The organism is Weissella koreensis KACC 15510 (assembly GCF_000219805.1).
Taxonomy (GTDB): domain Bacteria; phylum Bacillota; class Bacilli; order Lactobacillales; family Lactobacillaceae; genus Weissella; species Weissella koreensis.
Genome location: NC_015759.1, coordinates 1,091,644 through 1,107,198 on the forward strand (window position 1 = coordinate 1,091,644; position 15,555 = coordinate 1,107,198).

Here is a 15,555-nt window from a genome sequence, read left to right on the forward strand (position 1 = left end):
GGCAAATAATATTTAGGTAGCTTTAAGATTATTTGCATATGATAAATTAAATAATATTTGGAGAGTGAAAATGAAAAAGTCAAATAAAATGACGACGATTTTAGGAATTGTGATTGTAATTTTGTTGGCTTTGCTGATCATGGCGGGGTTAATGGTAGGTAATAAGCAAAAAAACACTGATCAAACGAAACAAGAAAGTTCAGTTGAAACTACTAAACGGCCTAGTGAAAGTAAGGCTAAATTAAACAAAGAGGTTTTGCCACAATTAACTACGACGGTATCAGACAATGAATCATTAGTGGCTTTACATACAACACAAGGTGATATTAAGATTAAATTATTCAATAAGTATGCACCATTAGCAGTTGAAAATTTTTTAACTCATGCGCAAGAAAATTATTATAATAATACGACTTTTCATCGTGTGATTAAAGATTTTATGATTCAAGGTGGTGATCCTAAATCAGCTGAGGACGCTAAGGCTGCTGATTTAGGTCGTGGTGGTAAATCGATTTGGGCGGAAGGTGCTCATAAGGATAGTAAGATTGATTCTGGTAATGGATTCAAAAACGAAATTACAAATAATTTGTATAATATTCGAGGGTCATTGGCAATGGCTAATGCCGGAGCTGATACCAATGGATCACAATTTTTTATCAATCAAGGAAATAAAGATGTGACCAAGCAAATAAGTGCAAAAAAATATCCTGATAAAATTATTAAAGCTTATCAAAATGGTGGAAATCCTAGTTTAGATGGGAATTACACTGTTTTTGGACAAGTTGTTGAAGGCTTAGACGTCGTCGATAAAATTGCCTCATCAGCTGTTAAGACAGATGATAATGGAGAAAATTCTAAGCCCGAAAATCCGGTTAAAATTGAATCGATTGAAGTGCTTCAAACAGCTACGAAATAGTAAATTTAAAGTATAGATGCTGTAACATAAAAAAGATCGGGGAATAAGTCCTCGATCTTTTTTTGTTACAAAATTTATCAGTAATTAACCTTGAACAATCATAACATCAGTCTTAGCATTTTGAACAACGAATGATGCAACGGATCCAACAATTAGACGCTCAATTTTGCTTAAACCAGACTTTCCAATAATAGTCAGATCATTATTATGATCGGCAGGGAATTCTGTAGCAATTACCTTTTTAGGTGAACCAAATCGCATATGCAATGACACATCGAGGTCAGGGAATTTTTCGATAATTAAGTTCTGATAAGCTTCAAGTTTGTCTTGTGAATCTTGAACCAAGTGGTAAACAACATCACCAGTTACAGACATCCCAGCGACTCCAGACAATGAGTTGGTATCAATTACGTATAACAAATCAAGGTGAGCGTGGTCTCGATTTGCTACAGCCGCAGCCTTTAACGCTACAGAATTGGAAATATCTGAGCCATCCAATGGGGCCAAAATTTTGTCATAAGTTCCATTTTTCATAATATACATCCCTCTCTAATTCATATCATATTTATATTATACCCTAAATTATCTGATATGTAAGGGTTTACAGTTATAAAAAGTTGAACCTATTCAGTAGGAAGGTGTTAAACTAAGTGAGGCAATTATTCATTCGTTTTGAAAAAATTAAAAGGAAGTAAAACATATGGAAGAGAATACACAATTATCACCACGAAGGGTTAATTTAATCTTGGTCGCATTAGGTATGTTTACCTTTATGTCCACTTTGGATGCATCAATTGTTAATATTGCATTGCCCGTGATGGCAAATGATTTATCTATCCCGATGAATCAGGCTACTTGGTCGGTTTCAATATATTTAATTACCATATCAGGACTTTTAACCTTGTTTGGTAATTTAGGGGATCAACTTGGTAAAATTCGCGTCTTTAAGTGGGGGACTTATATTTTTACATTAGGTTCGCTCTTAGCGGGAATTAATTTAGGATTAGGCTTTTTGTTATTGGCCCGAGTGGTTCAAGCAGTGGGAGCTTCTATGACAATGAGCAACTCTTTTGGGATCTCAACATCGGTCGCACCAGCTAACATGCGGGCACGAGCGATGGCAACCATTGCTATGTTTGTATCATTAGGATCAATCGCAGGACCAGCTGTGGGAGGCTTGATTTTATCAATTTTGAAGTGGCCTTTTATTTTTTGGATTAATGTACCATTAGGTTTAATCACAATTGTTTTAGGTGAATTTATTTTTCCAAAAACTAATCGGACCAAAGAGCCTTTAACGATTGATTGGATTGGGACAATTATTTTTTTCATGATGATCGCAATTTTCTTTGGTGGAATTAATGTGGCACAAGAGCAAGGATTCACAGCAATATTACCGATTGTTAGTTATATTTTGAGTATAATTTTGTTGATTTCATTTATTAAATGGGAACAACGAACTTCAAAACCATTAATTGATCTATCAATTTTTAAAGAAAAAATGTTTACTCTGTCAGTCATTACATCGTTTTTGGTCTTTGCTTCAGGTTTCTTTATTAATGTACTTTTGCCCTTTTACTTGGAAAACTTGCGGCAAATTAAGCCAGGCGTAGCAGGAATGTATATGATGTCATATCCTTTAGCTATGCTAATTGGGACACCCATTGCAGGGGTGATTGCCGATCGATTTGATCGTGAATATGTTACATTCTTTGCTTTAACGGGGATTACCTTAGGGATGTCAGGTTGGTTGTTTATGACTGATCAAAGCCCACTTTATTTTGTGGCGATGTTAAGTGCTTGGACTGGATTCTCAACATCCTTCTTTAATTCTCCTAATAACGCAATTACGATGTCAAATGCACCTAAATCACAATTAGGAGTTGCGGGAGCCATTAATGCTTTGGCTCGTAATGTGGGAATGATTTCTGGAACCACAATTGTAACAACAACACTTTACATCTCAATGTCTAAGCAAATGGGACATCAAGTCACCACGTATCCAGTGGGCCATCCGACAGTCTTCGTGAATGGATTACATTTCGCGATGTTCTTTGGAATGTTTTTAGTATTAATTGCTTGGTCTTTGACAGGTTACCGTTTGATTTTAAGATTGCACAATAAGAATTAGTTTGCTATAATATATTTTATGCGATGAGTCGAGAAAGATTATTACGATAATCTTTTACAGACGGCCAACGTTAACACCCGAATGGTGGTTGGTGCAAGGGAAGTTGTGGAACTAAACTTGCTGCACAGACTACAACTTAGCAATAAGTTGGTGTACGTCGACAGTTAGGTAAAACTAACTCCTGAGTTGATGCAGGTCTTACATCAACAACGCCAAACATGAAACCCCGTAACTTCGAGTTGCGGGGTTTTTGTTAGGCTTTTTTATTATGATATATTATAAAATAGCATAGGAATAATGGCATAGGACTATTCTTTTGGTATAATGAAAGACAATAAGGAAGAAAAAGAGGATTTATGCATGGGACTAAAGCGTTTTTCATTTTTACAGCGAGTGATAATTAATATGATTATTCTGTTAGCTTTAGCAGGATTATTTCAGCAAGGCCTCTATGTACAAAGCTTGTGGAGTGCTTTCATGGCTGCCGTAATTTTGGGTGTTTTAAATGTCTTTGTGCGTCCAGTCTTGCAAATTTTAAGTTTACCATTGACCTTTTTTACGTTTGGTTTATTTTCATTCGTGGTTAATGCGTTTGTTTTATGGATGACTAGTTGGTTTGTCGGACCTGGTTTTCAATTTACTAGTTTTGGATGGACCTTCTTTATTTCTTTGATTATGTCGCTAGTTAATGCGATTTTATCAGATTTTTTTAGTCGCTAAAATTAGGAGCTATTATGGCAAAAACAATTCAAGTGAAAGATCTATTAGCAAATACCCGTTTAGAGGTTGTGCAAGGTGAAGAGTGGTTGAATCGTAAAATTGTAACCGCCGATATTTCACGACCTGGTCTGGAGATGACAGGCTATTTTGATTATTATGCACCAGAGCGTGTACAGTTGATGGGGATTACGGAAACCTCATTTGCTGAACGAATGAATCATGATGAATTATTAATGATTGCGCGTAAAATGATGGGCGAAAAAACTCCAGTATTTGTGATTTCAACAGGTCGCAAATTACCAGCTGAGTTCTTAAAAGCTGCCAATGAATCTGAAATTCCGGTCTTGGCGACTGAATTAACATCGTCTCAAATTTTAGCAAATATGACATACTATTTATCTGGGGAGTTAGCAGAACGTCAATCAATGCATGGTGTTTTGGTGGATCTTTATGGATTAGGAATTTTAATTACCGGTGATTCTGGTGTTGGAAAATCAGAAACAGCTTTGGAATTGGTTCAACGTGGACACCGATTAATTGCGGATGATCGAGTTGATATTTATCAACGTGATGAAAAGCATTTAGTTGGTGAAGCGCCAGCTATTTTAAGAAATTTAATGGAGTTACGAGGCGTCGGTATTATTGACGTATTGAACTTATTTGGTGCAGGGGCTGTTCGTGATCATTCTAATATTTCATTTAATCTTCACCTTGCTAAGTGGGATAAAGATACAAAATTTGACCGTTTAGGAAATGGTGAAGATCATATTTCAATCCAAGGTGTAAGTTTGCCAAGAATGGTTTTGCCAGTTCAAACTGGAAGAAATCTAGCTGTTTTGATTGAAACTGCAGCCAAAAACTTTCGAGCTAAGAAGATGGGATTTGATGCAACTGAAACGTTTAATCAAAATTTGAATAAATTAATCGAAGAAAATTCAAAAGATTAACAAAATCATTATTGAAAGCGCTTAAATATAGATTTTAAAAGATGATAAAATATGATAACCTATAAGAGTGATTTAATTAAAACCATTGGGGAGAAATGACATGGATCAAATAAAGGTGGCAGTATTAGGGGCTGGTTCATGGGGAACGGCTTTAGCTAATGTTGTGGCAGAAAATGGACATGCAGTCAAAATTTGGGGCCATCGTGCGGTCACAGTTGACGAAATTAATATACAACATACAAATAAAGAATATTTAGGAGACCGTGTTTTACAAGCGAGCATTAGTGCGACGACTGATTTGTTAACTGCGGTTGATGGGGCAGAGATTATTTTGAGTGTTGTTCCTACTAAGGCGACCCGTGAAGTGGCTAACTTGTTGAATCAAGCACTGGAACAATTACAGCAAAAATCGATTGTGGTGGCCGCAACCAAGGGGCTGGAACCATCAACATATAAGTTTGCGAGTCAAATGATTACCGAAGAAATTGAGGCTAAATATTTGGCAGGTATCGCAGTTATCGCAGGCCCTTCACACGCTGAGGGTGTTATTAAACATGATCCGACAACTGTTACAGCGGTTAGCGAAGATTTGTCCGTGGCAGAACGAGTTCAACGTGTGATGAGTAATTCAACATTTCGGGTTTATACCAATGATGATATTGTTGGGGCCGAGTTGGGTGGCGCTTTGAAAAACGTAATTGCCATTGCGGCAGGAGCTTTGCAAAGTTTAAATTATGATGCCAATGCGAAAGCGGCCTTGTTTACTCGAGGATTAAATGAAATGGCACAGCTAGGAAAAGCTTATGGCGCTAGTCCAATGACCTTTATGGGCTTAGCAGGAGTTGGTGATTTATTTGCTACTGCTACATCTACACATTCACGTAATTTTCGTGCGGGAATGCAATTAGGTGAGGGACTAAGTAAAGAAGAAGTGATTGAACATATGGGAATGGTGATTGAAGGAATTTCAACAACTAAGGTGGTGCATGATTTAGCACAAACTAAGCAAGTTGAAATGCCAATATCAGAAGCAGTCTATCAGGTTATTTATGAAGATCGCGACCCCAAAATTGTAATTAGAGAATTAATGGATCGTCCATTGCACCACGAAGGGAAGTAAAATATAATGAAACCAGTACGTAAAGCAGTTATTCCAGCAGCCGGATTGGGAACACGTTTTTTGCCTGCAACAAAGGCTTTAGCAAAAGAAATGTTACCCATTGTTGACAAGCCTACAATTCAATTTATCATCGAAGAAGCTTTGGCTTCAGGAATTGAAGATATCGTCATTGTTGATGGAAAATCAAAACGTTCAATTGAAGATCATTTTGACTCAAATCCTGAATTGGAAAACAATTTGAAAGAAAAAGGTAAGGATGAATTATTGAAGTTGGTTCAAGAAACAACTGATATTAATCTTTACTTTATCCGTCAATCACATCCACGGGGATTAGGGGATGCAGTTTTGACAGCTAAAGCATTTATTGGTGATGAACCATTCGTTGTAATGCTTGGGGATGACTTAATGACTGATGAAAAGCCATTAACTAAGCAATTAATTGAACGCTATGAACAAACTGGTGATTCAACCTTAGCGGTTATGAAGGTGCCACATGATCAAGTTTCTGAATATGGAGTGATTGCACCAGATACTGAAGTAACACCTGGATTGCATAAAGTTTCAACATTCGTGGAAAAGCCTAAGCCAGAAGATGCACCTTCTGATTTGGCTATTATCGGACGGTATCTATTAACACCAGAAATTTTTGAAGAACTAGAAAAGACTAAGCCAGGTAAGGGAAACGAAGTTCAGTTGACTGATGCTATTGATTCTTTGAACCAACGTCAACATGTCTATGCTCATGAATTTAAGGGACATCGTTATGACATTGGATCAAAGATCGGTTTCTTAACAACAAATATTGAATTTGGTTTGGAACACCCACAAACAGGTGCAGCTTTGAAGCAATACATTAAAGATTTAGCTAAAACCTTAGACTAAATCATTATAATTTTAAGAAGAGGTAAGAATAAGATATTCGGACCTCTTTTTTAATTAATGGTAATTATTTGACAACTTCATGTTAATTTAAATTGATGTACTACACTACATCAATATAGTTGATTCGGGTATATACTGAAATTGCATAGTAAATGCGTTATAATTTTGGAATAAACTTGATTCAAGATGTAGAAGTTATCTTTAAACAGGAGGGCATCAAATGAGTGAACATTTTGCAGTAACCGTGATTGGAGCCGGCCCCGGTGGAATGACAGCAGCAATTTATACTGCCCGTGCTAATTTAAAAACGTTGATGTTAGATCGTGGAATTTATGGTGGTCAAATGAACAATACCGCTGAAATTGAAAATTATCCAGGCTACGTGTCAATTCAAGGACCTGAATTATCTGAAAAAATGTATGCGGCTACGGAAAAATTAGGAGTTGAATATACGTTTGGCAATGTAGAACAGGTTTTGCCACAATCGGATAAAACTTTTAAAATTGTAACTGATATGGATGAATACACCACTGATTCTGTGATTGTTGCTACCGGTTCACAATATAAAAAGTTAGGTGTTCCAGGAGAAGATACCTATAACGGTCGAGGTATTTCCTATTGTGCAGTTTGTGATGGTGCCTTTTTTAAAGGTAAAAATGTTATTGTAGTTGGTGGCGGTGATTCTGCGATTGAAGAAGCTAATTACTTAGCAAGAATTGTTGACCATGTCACCGTTATTCATCGACGTGGTGAACTTCGTGCTCAAAAGATCCTACAAGATCGGGCTTTTTCTAATGATAAAATTGATTTTATGTGGAATACTGAAGTTGAAGAAGTGATTGGAACTGATCAAAAGGTAACAGGAGTAAAACTGATTAATAATCAAACGCAAGAACGTTCAACGTTTGAAACCGCTGGAGTCTTTATTTATGTTGGACTTTTGCCAGTAACTGAACCGTTTATGAATTTAGACATTACTGATGAAGAAAATTGGATTGTAACGAATGAACGGATGGAAACAAAACAACCTGGTATTTTTGCACTAGGAGATGTTCGATCTAAAGAGTTAAGGCAAATTGCAACAGCCGTTGGGGATGCAGCAATTGCGGGTCAGAATGCCTATGCATATATTGAAAGTCTAAAAGATTAGTAAAAATCAATCAGTTAATTTATTAAAAAAACATATCGAGGAATTCATAGATGGATTATAATAAATTATTAGAACAATTAAGGATGGATGAAATTAAAGAATTTAAATTGGAGCCTAGTCAATTTTCGGATTTTTATGAAGTTTGGCGAAGTTATCCATATCAAAATGCTATTCGAGGAATCGCAGGCCGGAATGGTTTGATCACTTATCGCCGGGCTAATTTTTCAGAGAATAATGATAACTAATTCATATAATTTATTGATCAAAATTGTTCTGTTTAATAAGACCTTTATTGTTTTTGATAGGTGTTGTTAAAATGCGGACTGTAACCGTTTGCAAAAAAAAGAAAATATCGTTATAATAGATAAGGTAAGAAGGACTATATCCGGATTATCATAAATAATTAAATATAAATAAAAGGGAGTACATTTATCATGGAATCACGCGAATTTCACATTACAGCCGAAACAGGTATCCACGCTCGCCCAGCTACTTTGTTGGTTCAAACAGCATCAAAGTTCTCATCAAATATCACTTTATCATACGATGGTAAGGACGTTAATTTAAAGTCAATCATGGGTGTAATGTCTTTGGGTGTTGGACAACATGCTGATGTTAAAATTTCAGCTGATGGTGACGATGCTGCTGAAGCAATCGAAGCCATTGGACAAACAATGACAAATGAAGGATTAGCATAATTTTTACTTGTAATAAAATTGTTGCATAAATGAGGGGGAGCCAAATTATGGCACAAGTGATCAAAGGAATTGCTGCGTCAAATGGCGTTGCAATTGCGAAAGCCTATAAGTTAGTGGATCCTGATTTGTCTTTTGAGCAAGTTACAATTGATGACGTGCAATCAGAAAAGGGCCGCTTAGAAGCGGCCTTTTCTGTTTCAAAGACAGATTTGGAACAAATCAGAGATAAAGCTAGTCAAAATATGGGAGCGGAAGAAGCAGAAGTGTTTACCGCTCATATTATGGTTCTAGAAGATCCTGAATTAATTGGTGGAATTAATAATGTAATTGAAACAGAACATGTTAATGCTGAAAGTGCACTGAAAAGTGTAACTGACATGTATATTGATATGTTTGAAGGAATGGCTGATGACAATCCTTATATGGCAGAACGAGCTGCAGACATTCGAGATGTTACTAAGCGGGCTTTGGCTCATTTATTAGGTAAAAAATTACCAAATCCAGCTTTGATTCAAGATGAGGTTGTAATTGTTGCTAAGGATATGACACCGTCGGATACTGCGCAACTTGATCGAAAATTTGTTAAGGGATTTATTACCGATTTGGGTGGTAGAACTGCTCATGCGGCTATTATGGCACGAACATTGGAGATACCAGCAGTTGTTGGTTCAGCAACATCAACACAGGATATTAACGATGGGGATATTTTGATTCTTAATGGGTTAGATGGAACCGCTGTAGTTAATCCGGAAGAGACTGAAATCAAAGAGGCACAAAAAGAGTCAGATGATTATAATGCTAAAAAGCTCGAATGGTCGAAACTTAAAAATGAAGCTTCAGTTTCAGCTGATGGTAAAAAATTAATTGTTGGTTCTAATATTGGGACGCCTAAGGATTTGGCTGGCGTTCTTGAAAGTGGATCTGAAGGTATAGGACTTTATCGGACTGAATTCTTATATATGGATTCGGCTGAATTACCATCAGAAGATGCTCAATTTGAAGCCTATAAAACGATTTTAGATGGAATGGGTGACAAACCAGTCACAGTTCGAACTATGGATATTGGTGGGGACAAGTATTTGCCTTACTTACCATTACCAAAAGAAGAAAATCCCTTTATGGGTTATCGGGCTATTCGAATTTCATTGGATCGGACAGATATCTTCCGGACACAGTTACGTGCCTTATTGCGGGCTTCAGTTTATGGAGAACTATGGATTATGTTCCCAATGATTGCGACACTCTCTGAATTTAGAGCCGCACGTGATATTTTTGATGATGAAAAGCAAAAATTAGTTCAAGCTGGTGTAGCTGTTTCAGATGATATTAAGCTAGGAATCATGATTGAAATTCCTGCTGCTGCCATGCTTGCTGACCGATTTGCTCAGGAAGTTGACTTCTTTTCAATTGGAACTAATGATCTAATAGCCTATACAATGGCTGCCGATCGTGGTAATGAACACGTTTCTTATTTATATCAACCATATAATCCTTCAATTTTGCGTTTGATTAAAAATGTAATTGACGCTGCACATAAATACAATAAATTTGTTGCAATGTGTGGAGAAATGGCTGGAGATCAAATTGCGGCTCCACTTTTGTTAGGAATGGGATTAGACGAATTTTCAATGTCATCAACTTCTGTCCTTCAAACGCGAGCACTTCTAAAATCTCTAGATTCTAAAGAAATGGCTAAATTAGCTGAAAAAGCTTTGAATATGGATAGCAACGAAGAAGTTAAAAAATTGGTTGAGGATACTTTGAACTTAAAGTAACTAAAAAATCGTATAGCCTTACATGAGATGAGGATATGCGATTTATTTTTATTTAAATGTAATTGGTATAGTTTAACGAAACCTTGTGAATGGCTTAATAAACTTATTTATATTGTTAAATTATTATTTTTGGTATAATGTGTTTATGCTATTGGTGAAGGGAGCAGCATGATGGAAATGATGAATCGACGCCCACTGGTTATTGCGAATTGGAAGATGAACAAGTTACCAAGTGAATCGTCAGCTTATATTCAAAAAATTGCAAATCCGCTGAGACGCTATCCTGATGTGATTCCCGTTTTAGCAGGTCAGGATGTTTTATTGCCTGCAATGGTTGAAGCGGCCAAACAGACGGATATCTCAATTGGTGCTGAAAATATGTATTGGCAAGATCGTGGTGCTTTTACTGGTGAAACTTCCCCTGCAGCTTTAGAAGATTTGGGTGTTACATATGTGATTATTGGTCATTCTGAACGACGAAATTATTTTCGTGAAACAGATGAAAAAGTTAATTTAAAGGCACAGGCTGCTTTACAACATAATTTAATTCCTATTATTGCAATTGATGAAGCAATTAAACCTAAAGATGATAATGATCGATCTCACTGGGTGGTAAATGAAGTTATTGAATCTTTAGAAGGTATTTCTGCGGAAGTAGCCAAATCCGTTATTATCGCCTATGAACCGACTGCATCAATTGGGAGTGGTCAAGCCATGACCCCGGCATTAGCACAATTTAGCTTGCGACGAATTCGTCTAACTTTAGCTGATATGTATGATTGGGATGTTGCAAATGCCGTGCGCATTATGTATGGTGGTTCAGTGAAACCAGAAAATGCGTATGAATTAATGATTCAAGATGATATTGATGGGGTCTTAGTTGGTGATTCAGCACTAGACCCAGACAATTTTATTGAATTATGCCAAGTAGCAAATCGAGCACTTCTTACAAAAATTAGACGACTTGATGAGTTTTAATGTAAAAATATGGTATAATTCTCTTTGTGATGGGTATTACAACCCAACTACTAATTATATAATTTGTAAGGAGAATACAAATGTCTGCAATTACTGATATTTATGCACGTGAGGTTTTGGATTCACGTGGTAATCCTACTGTTGAAGTTGAAGTTTACACTGAAGAAGGTGGTTTCGGTCGTGGAATCGTTCCTTCAGGAGCTTCAACTGGAGAACACGAAGCTGTTGAACTTCGTGACGGTGACAAGAGCCGGTTCCTTGGAAAAGGAACTTTGAAGGCTGTTGAAAACGTCAACACTACGATTAAGAACAAGTTGATTGGTATGGATGTTACTGATCAAGTTTTGTTGGATAAGACAATGATCGCTTTGGACGGTACACCAACTAAAGCTAAGTTGGGAGCCAACGCCATTCTTGGTGTTTCAATTGCTGCTGCTCGTGCCGCTGCTGATGAATTGGGAACTCCATTGTACAACTACCTTGGTGGTTTCAATGCTCATACTTTGCCAACTCCAATGATGAACGTTATCAATGGTGGAGCACATGCTGCTAACTCTGTTGATTTCCAAGAATTCATGATCATGCCTGTTGGGGCTAAGACGATGGCCGAAGCTATTCGTATGGGATCAGAAACTTTCCATGCTTTGCAAGCATTGTTGAAGGCTTCAGGTCACTCAACTGCTGTTGGTGATGAAGGTGGATTTGCTCCTGACTTCAAGTCAAACGCAGAACCATTTGAATACTTGTTGAAGGCTATTGAAAATGCTGGCTACACTGCTGGTAAAGATATTGCTATCGCCTTTGACGTTGCTTCATCAGAATTCTTTGATGCAGAACGTAAGCTTTACGTTTTGGATGGAGAACCTGATAAGAAGGAATACACAACTGACGAATTCATCGAATACTTGTCAGACTTAGTTGAAAAGTACCCTATCGTTTCAATCGAAGATCCTTTGGATGAAAACGAATGGGATGCTTGGGTTAAGTTGACTGATAAGCTTGGAGACAAGGTTCAATTGGTTGGTGATGACTTCTTTGTTACTAATACGGAATACTTGAAGAAGGGTATCGACATGGGCGCTGCCAATGCTATCTTGATCAAGGTTAACCAAATTGGTACATTGACTGAAACAATGGAAGCTATTGAAATGGCTAAAGAAGCTGGTTACACAGCGATTGTTTCACACCGTTCAGGTGAAACTGAAGATACAACCATTGCAGACTTAGTTGTTGCAACTAATGCTGGTCAAATTAAGACTGGTTCAATGTCACGTACTGATCGTATTGCTAAGTATAACCAATTGATGCGTATTGAAGATTTGTTGACTCCTGTTGTAGCTGATTACAAGGGTATTAACAGCTTCTACAACATCGATAAAGATGCTAAGGCAGCAATCATCAACTACAAGTAATAAAAATTAAGCAATTAATGTTAATTTAGAGAGGCCGTGACAATTTTTGTCCAGTCTCTTTTTTTGTTTCATTTTTAAATTACAATATAAAAATAATTATCCAAATGAATGAAGCAGACGGTTACCAATTACTAAAAACTATACAAACATGCTACTAATTGGTGAAATTTAATTGAAATGGTAAATAATTGTAAAACCGTATGATTATAAAAAATAATTAAAAATATTAGTTTAGCCATGAAATATCAAATTTAAATTAAGCTGGTCTTGAGTATATATTTTTTTATAAATATAATTTTATGAATTGTTGATATATGAGGTGAGATACCAAGATCATGAAGAAGGAGTTTGAGTAGATGAGTCGTAAAAAAAGGATAAATTATAAAAAGTGGTATGGCTTATTAGCAGCTGTCGTAGTGGCTACTGGAGGATATTTAGAAAATCAACATCAGAAGGACTCTTCAATAAATGATAACTATGCGACTGAAACGGTCAAAACTGATGAAAAAGTTGAATATGGTTCAGTAAATGATCAAAAGCCGACTGAAAGCTTGGCTACTTCAGTTTTGACGGATGATGTAAAAAATCAAGTCCGGGCTCAAACCATTAAATATAATGGAACCGGTGCGTTTGTTGTTGATCAAAATAAAACTAATTTAAATGCAAATGTTTCATCAGCTCCATATGTTCAATTGGCGCGTCAAGATCAACAAGGACGGCCAGGTGCAGCGAATGCATGGTTATCAAGATCAAGTCGCCAATATCGTAATCGTCAAGAAACCGGTAATAATCGTACGATTAATCCGGTCGGTTGGCAACAACTAAGAATTAATGGTAAAAGTCAGGTCCTGTATAATCGTGGACATTCTATTGGATATGCATTAGCTGGGAATATTAATGGATTTGATGCCAGTGAGGCTAATCCGCAAAATATTACTACGCAGACTGCTTGGGCTAATCAATCTTCTAATGGAAATGATCAAAACACTGGACAAAATTATTATGAAAGTTTAGTTCGTAAAGCACTAGATTCAAATAAGAAGGTTCGTTATCGAGTAACGCCCCTTTATACTGGTAATAATTTAGTGCCATCGGTGAATCACATTGAAGCTAAGTCTTCAGATGGAACACTTCAAATTAATGTTTTAATTCCAAATGTACAACCAGGGGTAACGATTAATTATCAAACTGGTGCAGGTAAAATTAACTAGAAAATAAAAAATAAGACTACTTTATTCACTAGGGGTTCCCCAAAAATCAAATAAAGTAGTCCTATTTATATATAAATAATAAGGTTAATGATGCATTGCATAGTGCATAGCATCTGATTCTGGTTCACCATGCAGTCGCTTGTATAAATATCGGGACATACGATAAAAACCGCGCCAATAGCGTTTAAAGAAATGAATGATGAAGTTGGTTACGGTATATAAACCAACTAGAATTAAGATGAAGAAGAAGACGGTAATTAATGAAATGAAAAAGTTTGAATACATGAATGCCTCCAGAATAATAGCAAATAACTTAATTTTTAATGAATATCTTTATTATATATTAGGTTTAACTTTATTTCAAGGGTTAATTAGGTTTAACCTTGAAATAAATTAAGTTTCAGTTTATAATAATGTAAAATAAATTACACTAGGAGTTTAATATGGCAAGTTCAGAAGGTCGAATCATCATGGGACGTAACATTAAACGGTTATTGAAAGAAAACCGAATAACAGCAGTTAAATTTGCTGAAGCAATTGGTGTGTCAACGGCTACTGTTTCTGATTGGTCAAATGGTAAAACGTATCCTCGGATCGATAAACTTGAATTAATGGCTAACTTCTTTGGAGTTGGAAAATACGAATTAGTCGAAGATCAAGAAAATAAGGATCAAAATAACGAAGAACCAACGCTCGTTGCTGCGCATTGGGGGATTGATTTATCACGTTTACCAGCTTATGATCGACAAAGAATTATTGATCGGGCTAAGTCGTATGTTGAAGGATTAGTTGCAGATTATGAGGATCGTCAATGAATAGTAACGAATACGATGAATTATTAATTCGAGTAGAAGAAGATTTAAGACAATATAAATTAACGCCGATTATTTCAGATACGGTACCCCTATATAAAGAAACTCAATTAGAAGGGGTTACTTTTTTAAAGGGAAATAATGCTTTTATATTTGTCGATAAAGATTTAAGTATTTTTGATAAGGCAAAAACGTTAGTCGAGGAGTACTTTCATGCTATTTCTGATCTAGGTAATCATTTGGATTATGATGAATTGCATGCCAATAATGATGAAGTTGATGCACGTGAATCCATTATTGAATACATGACTAACGAACAAACTATTTTAAAACTAGTCCAGAAATATCCCGATCAATCGTTTGAACCATGGATGATCATGGACGAATTGGGATATGATCGTGAATTTGCGGAAGAGACAGTTACTTATTATGAACGGCAAGGATTAATTAATTAATTAATCTCTTAAGAGTTTTTAGTAAATGTGGTTTAAGGTTGGTTATGGGTTAACATAACCTTTTCTGTAAAATAGATACATAATAATGATTTAAATATCTTTGTTAAAAATACTATTTTAGGTACTCATTTATTTGGGTGCCTTTTTTGTTATTTAAGATATAAAAAATCCCAAATTACCAAAGATAACGGTGATAATTTGGGATTTTAAATATTAGCTATGCGCACCGGGGGAATCGAACCCTCATCTCAAGAACCGGAATCTCACGTGATATCCATTACACTAGGCGCGCTTAACAATTCGATAATTATATCATAAATTATTGAACAAGTACAAGTTAATGATTAA

At 36.1% G+C, this 15,555-nt stretch carries 17 protein-coding genes and 1 tRNA gene; 15 read left to right on the forward strand and 3 right to left on the reverse strand.

The window, feature by feature from the left end; all coding sequences use genetic code 11:
• Positions 1-70: 70 nt before the first annotated feature.
• Complete coding sequence (locus WKK_RS05240) at positions 71-916, forward strand: peptidylprolyl isomerase (RefSeq protein ID WP_013989688.1); 846 nt, start codon at positions 71-73, stop codon at positions 914-916.
• Between the two features lie 84 nt (positions 917-1,000).
• Here WKK_RS05240 and WKK_RS05245 read toward each other — a convergent pair whose 3' ends face one another.
• Positions 1,001-1,450 carry a universal stress protein gene (locus WKK_RS05245; protein WP_006845068.1) on the reverse strand — a complete coding sequence of 150 codons (450 nt, stop codon included), beginning with the start codon at positions 1,448-1,450 and terminating at the stop codon, positions 1,001-1,003.
• A gap of 166 nt (positions 1,451-1,616) precedes the next feature.
• Here WKK_RS05245 and WKK_RS05250 point away from each other — a divergent pair, with 166 nt between their 5' ends.
• The 12 genes from WKK_RS05250 to WKK_RS05305 all read left to right on the forward strand — a co-directional run bounded on the left by WKK_RS05250 (position 1,617) and on the right by WKK_RS05305 (position 13,940).
• The gene (locus WKK_RS05250; RefSeq protein WP_013989689.1) at positions 1,617-3,047 is read left to right on the forward strand and encodes an MFS transporter; all 1,431 of its coding nucleotides are present in this window, start codon (positions 1,617-1,619) and stop codon (positions 3,045-3,047) included.
• Positions 3,048-3,407: 360 nt separating this feature from the next.
• Positions 3,408-3,767: a phage holin family protein gene (locus tag WKK_RS05255; RefSeq protein ID WP_013989690.1), complete on the forward strand. Its 360-nt coding sequence runs from the start codon at positions 3,408-3,410 to the stop codon at positions 3,765-3,767.
• A 14-nt stretch (positions 3,768-3,781) separates the two neighbouring features.
• Positions 3,782-4,714, forward strand: a complete 933-nt coding sequence (gene hprK / locus WKK_RS05260) for an HPr(Ser) kinase/phosphatase (RefSeq protein WP_006845071.1) — start codon at positions 3,782-3,784, stop codon at positions 4,712-4,714.
• A 100-nt stretch (positions 4,715-4,814) separates the two neighbouring features.
• On the forward strand, positions 4,815-5,834 hold the full coding sequence (locus WKK_RS05265; protein WP_013989691.1) for an NAD(P)H-dependent glycerol-3-phosphate dehydrogenase: 1,020 nt from the start codon (positions 4,815-4,817) through the stop codon (positions 5,832-5,834).
• A 6-nt stretch (positions 5,835-5,840) separates the two neighbouring features.
• Positions 5,841-6,716 (forward strand): UTP--glucose-1-phosphate uridylyltransferase GalU, encoded by an 876-nt coding sequence (gene galU, locus WKK_RS05270; RefSeq protein WP_006845073.1) that lies wholly within the window; start codon positions 5,841-5,843, stop codon positions 6,714-6,716.
• Positions 6,717-6,936: 220 nt separating this feature from the next.
• Positions 6,937-7,866, forward strand: a complete 930-nt coding sequence (trxB, locus tag WKK_RS05275) for a thioredoxin-disulfide reductase (RefSeq protein ID WP_006845074.1) — start codon at positions 6,937-6,939, stop codon at positions 7,864-7,866.
• A 50-nt stretch (positions 7,867-7,916) separates the two neighbouring features.
• Positions 7,917-8,111, forward strand: a complete 195-nt coding sequence (locus WKK_RS05280) for a hypothetical protein (protein ID WP_013989692.1) — start codon at positions 7,917-7,919, stop codon at positions 8,109-8,111.
• Positions 8,112-8,300: 189 nt separating this feature from the next.
• A complete protein-coding gene (locus WKK_RS05285; protein ID WP_006845076.1) occupies positions 8,301-8,564 on the forward strand; it encodes a phosphocarrier protein HPr in 264 nt (87 codons plus the stop codon).
• A 47-nt stretch (positions 8,565-8,611) separates the two neighbouring features.
• Positions 8,612-10,339 (forward strand): phosphoenolpyruvate--protein phosphotransferase, encoded by a 1,728-nt coding sequence (gene ptsP, locus WKK_RS05290; protein WP_006845077.1) that lies wholly within the window; start codon positions 8,612-8,614, stop codon positions 10,337-10,339.
• 168 nt (positions 10,340-10,507) lie between these two features.
• Entirely contained in the window at positions 10,508-11,317 is an 810-nt protein-coding gene (tpiA, locus tag WKK_RS05295; protein WP_238530577.1) for a triose-phosphate isomerase, read from the forward strand.
• Between the two features lie 80 nt (positions 11,318-11,397).
• Positions 11,398-12,729, forward strand: coding sequence for a phosphopyruvate hydratase (gene eno / locus WKK_RS05300; protein WP_006845079.1), 1,332 nt, complete (start codon positions 11,398-11,400; stop codon positions 12,727-12,729).
• Between the two features lie 356 nt (positions 12,730-13,085).
• On the forward strand, positions 13,086-13,940 hold the full coding sequence (locus tag WKK_RS05305; RefSeq protein WP_006845080.1) for a DNA/RNA non-specific endonuclease: 855 nt from the start codon (positions 13,086-13,088) through the stop codon (positions 13,938-13,940).
• A gap of 84 nt (positions 13,941-14,024) precedes the next feature.
• On the opposite strand, the gene WKK_RS05310 is transcribed toward WKK_RS05305, so the two are convergent.
• Complete coding sequence (locus WKK_RS05310; RefSeq protein WP_041942390.1) at positions 14,025-14,225, reverse strand: hypothetical protein; 201 nt, start codon at positions 14,223-14,225, stop codon at positions 14,025-14,027.
• Between the two features lie 158 nt (positions 14,226-14,383).
• Between WKK_RS05310 and WKK_RS05315 the strand changes: the two genes are divergently transcribed.
• Both WKK_RS05315 and WKK_RS05320 read left to right on the forward strand, forming a co-directional pair.
• On the forward strand, positions 14,384-14,755 hold the full coding sequence (locus WKK_RS05315; protein ID WP_006845082.1) for a helix-turn-helix domain-containing protein: 372 nt from the start codon (positions 14,384-14,386) through the stop codon (positions 14,753-14,755).
• The gene (locus WKK_RS05320) at positions 14,752-15,207 is read left to right on the forward strand and encodes a hypothetical protein (protein ID WP_013989694.1); all 456 of its coding nucleotides are present in this window, start codon (positions 14,752-14,754) and stop codon (positions 15,205-15,207) included. The genes WKK_RS05315 and WKK_RS05320 overlap by 4 nt, the downstream gene beginning before the upstream one ends.
• A gap of 220 nt (positions 15,208-15,427) precedes the next feature.
• Here WKK_RS05320 and WKK_RS05325 read toward each other — a convergent pair.
• Positions 15,428-15,499 (reverse strand) — tRNA-Arg (locus WKK_RS05325).
• Positions 15,500-15,555 lie beyond the last annotated feature (56 nt).

Excerpts from the sequence above, each read along its gene's own strand:
- WKK_RS05305 (WP_006845080.1), top strand. The coding sequence starts at position 13,086 with ATGAGTCGTAAAAAAAGGATAAATTATAAAAAGTGGTATGGCTTATTA.
- WKK_RS05250 (WP_013989689.1), top strand. The coding sequence starts at position 1,617 with ATGGAAGAGAATACACAATTATCACCACGAAGGGTTAATTTAATCTTG.
- ptsP (WP_006845077.1), top strand. The coding sequence starts at position 8,612 with ATGGCACAAGTGATCAAAGGAATTGCTGCGTCAAATGGCGTTGCAATT.
- WKK_RS05285 (WP_006845076.1), top strand. The coding sequence starts at position 8,301 with ATGGAATCACGCGAATTTCACATTACAGCCGAAACAGGTATCCACGCT.
- WKK_RS05245 (WP_006845068.1), bottom strand. The coding sequence starts at position 1,450 with ATGAAAAATGGAACTTATGACAAAATTTTGGCCCCATTGGATGGCTCA.
- WKK_RS05240 (WP_013989688.1), top strand. The coding sequence starts at position 71 with ATGAAAAAGTCAAATAAAATGACGACGATTTTAGGAATTGTGATTGTA.
- WKK_RS05265 (WP_013989691.1), top strand. The coding sequence starts at position 4,815 with ATGGATCAAATAAAGGTGGCAGTATTAGGGGCTGGTTCATGGGGAACG.
- WKK_RS05320 (WP_013989694.1), top strand. The coding sequence starts at position 14,752 with ATGAATAGTAACGAATACGATGAATTATTAATTCGAGTAGAAGAAGAT.
- WKK_RS05280 (WP_013989692.1), top strand. The coding sequence starts at position 7,917 with ATGGATTATAATAAATTATTAGAACAATTAAGGATGGATGAAATTAAA.
- trxB (WP_006845074.1), top strand. The coding sequence starts at position 6,937 with ATGAGTGAACATTTTGCAGTAACCGTGATTGGAGCCGGCCCCGGTGGA.
- hprK (WP_006845071.1), top strand. The coding sequence starts at position 3,782 with ATGGCAAAAACAATTCAAGTGAAAGATCTATTAGCAAATACCCGTTTA.
- WKK_RS05315 (WP_006845082.1), top strand. The coding sequence starts at position 14,384 with ATGGCAAGTTCAGAAGGTCGAATCATCATGGGACGTAACATTAAACGG.
- WKK_RS05310 (WP_041942390.1), bottom strand. The coding sequence starts at position 14,225 with ATGTATTCAAACTTTTTCATTTCATTAATTACCGTCTTCTTCTTCATC.
- WKK_RS05255 (WP_013989690.1), top strand. The coding sequence starts at position 3,408 with ATGGGACTAAAGCGTTTTTCATTTTTACAGCGAGTGATAATTAATATG.
- galU (WP_006845073.1), top strand. The coding sequence starts at position 5,841 with ATGAAACCAGTACGTAAAGCAGTTATTCCAGCAGCCGGATTGGGAACA.
- tpiA (WP_238530577.1), top strand. The coding sequence starts at position 10,508 with ATGATGGAAATGATGAATCGACGCCCACTGGTTATTGCGAATTGGAAG.
- eno (WP_006845079.1), top strand. The coding sequence starts at position 11,398 with ATGTCTGCAATTACTGATATTTATGCACGTGAGGTTTTGGATTCACGT.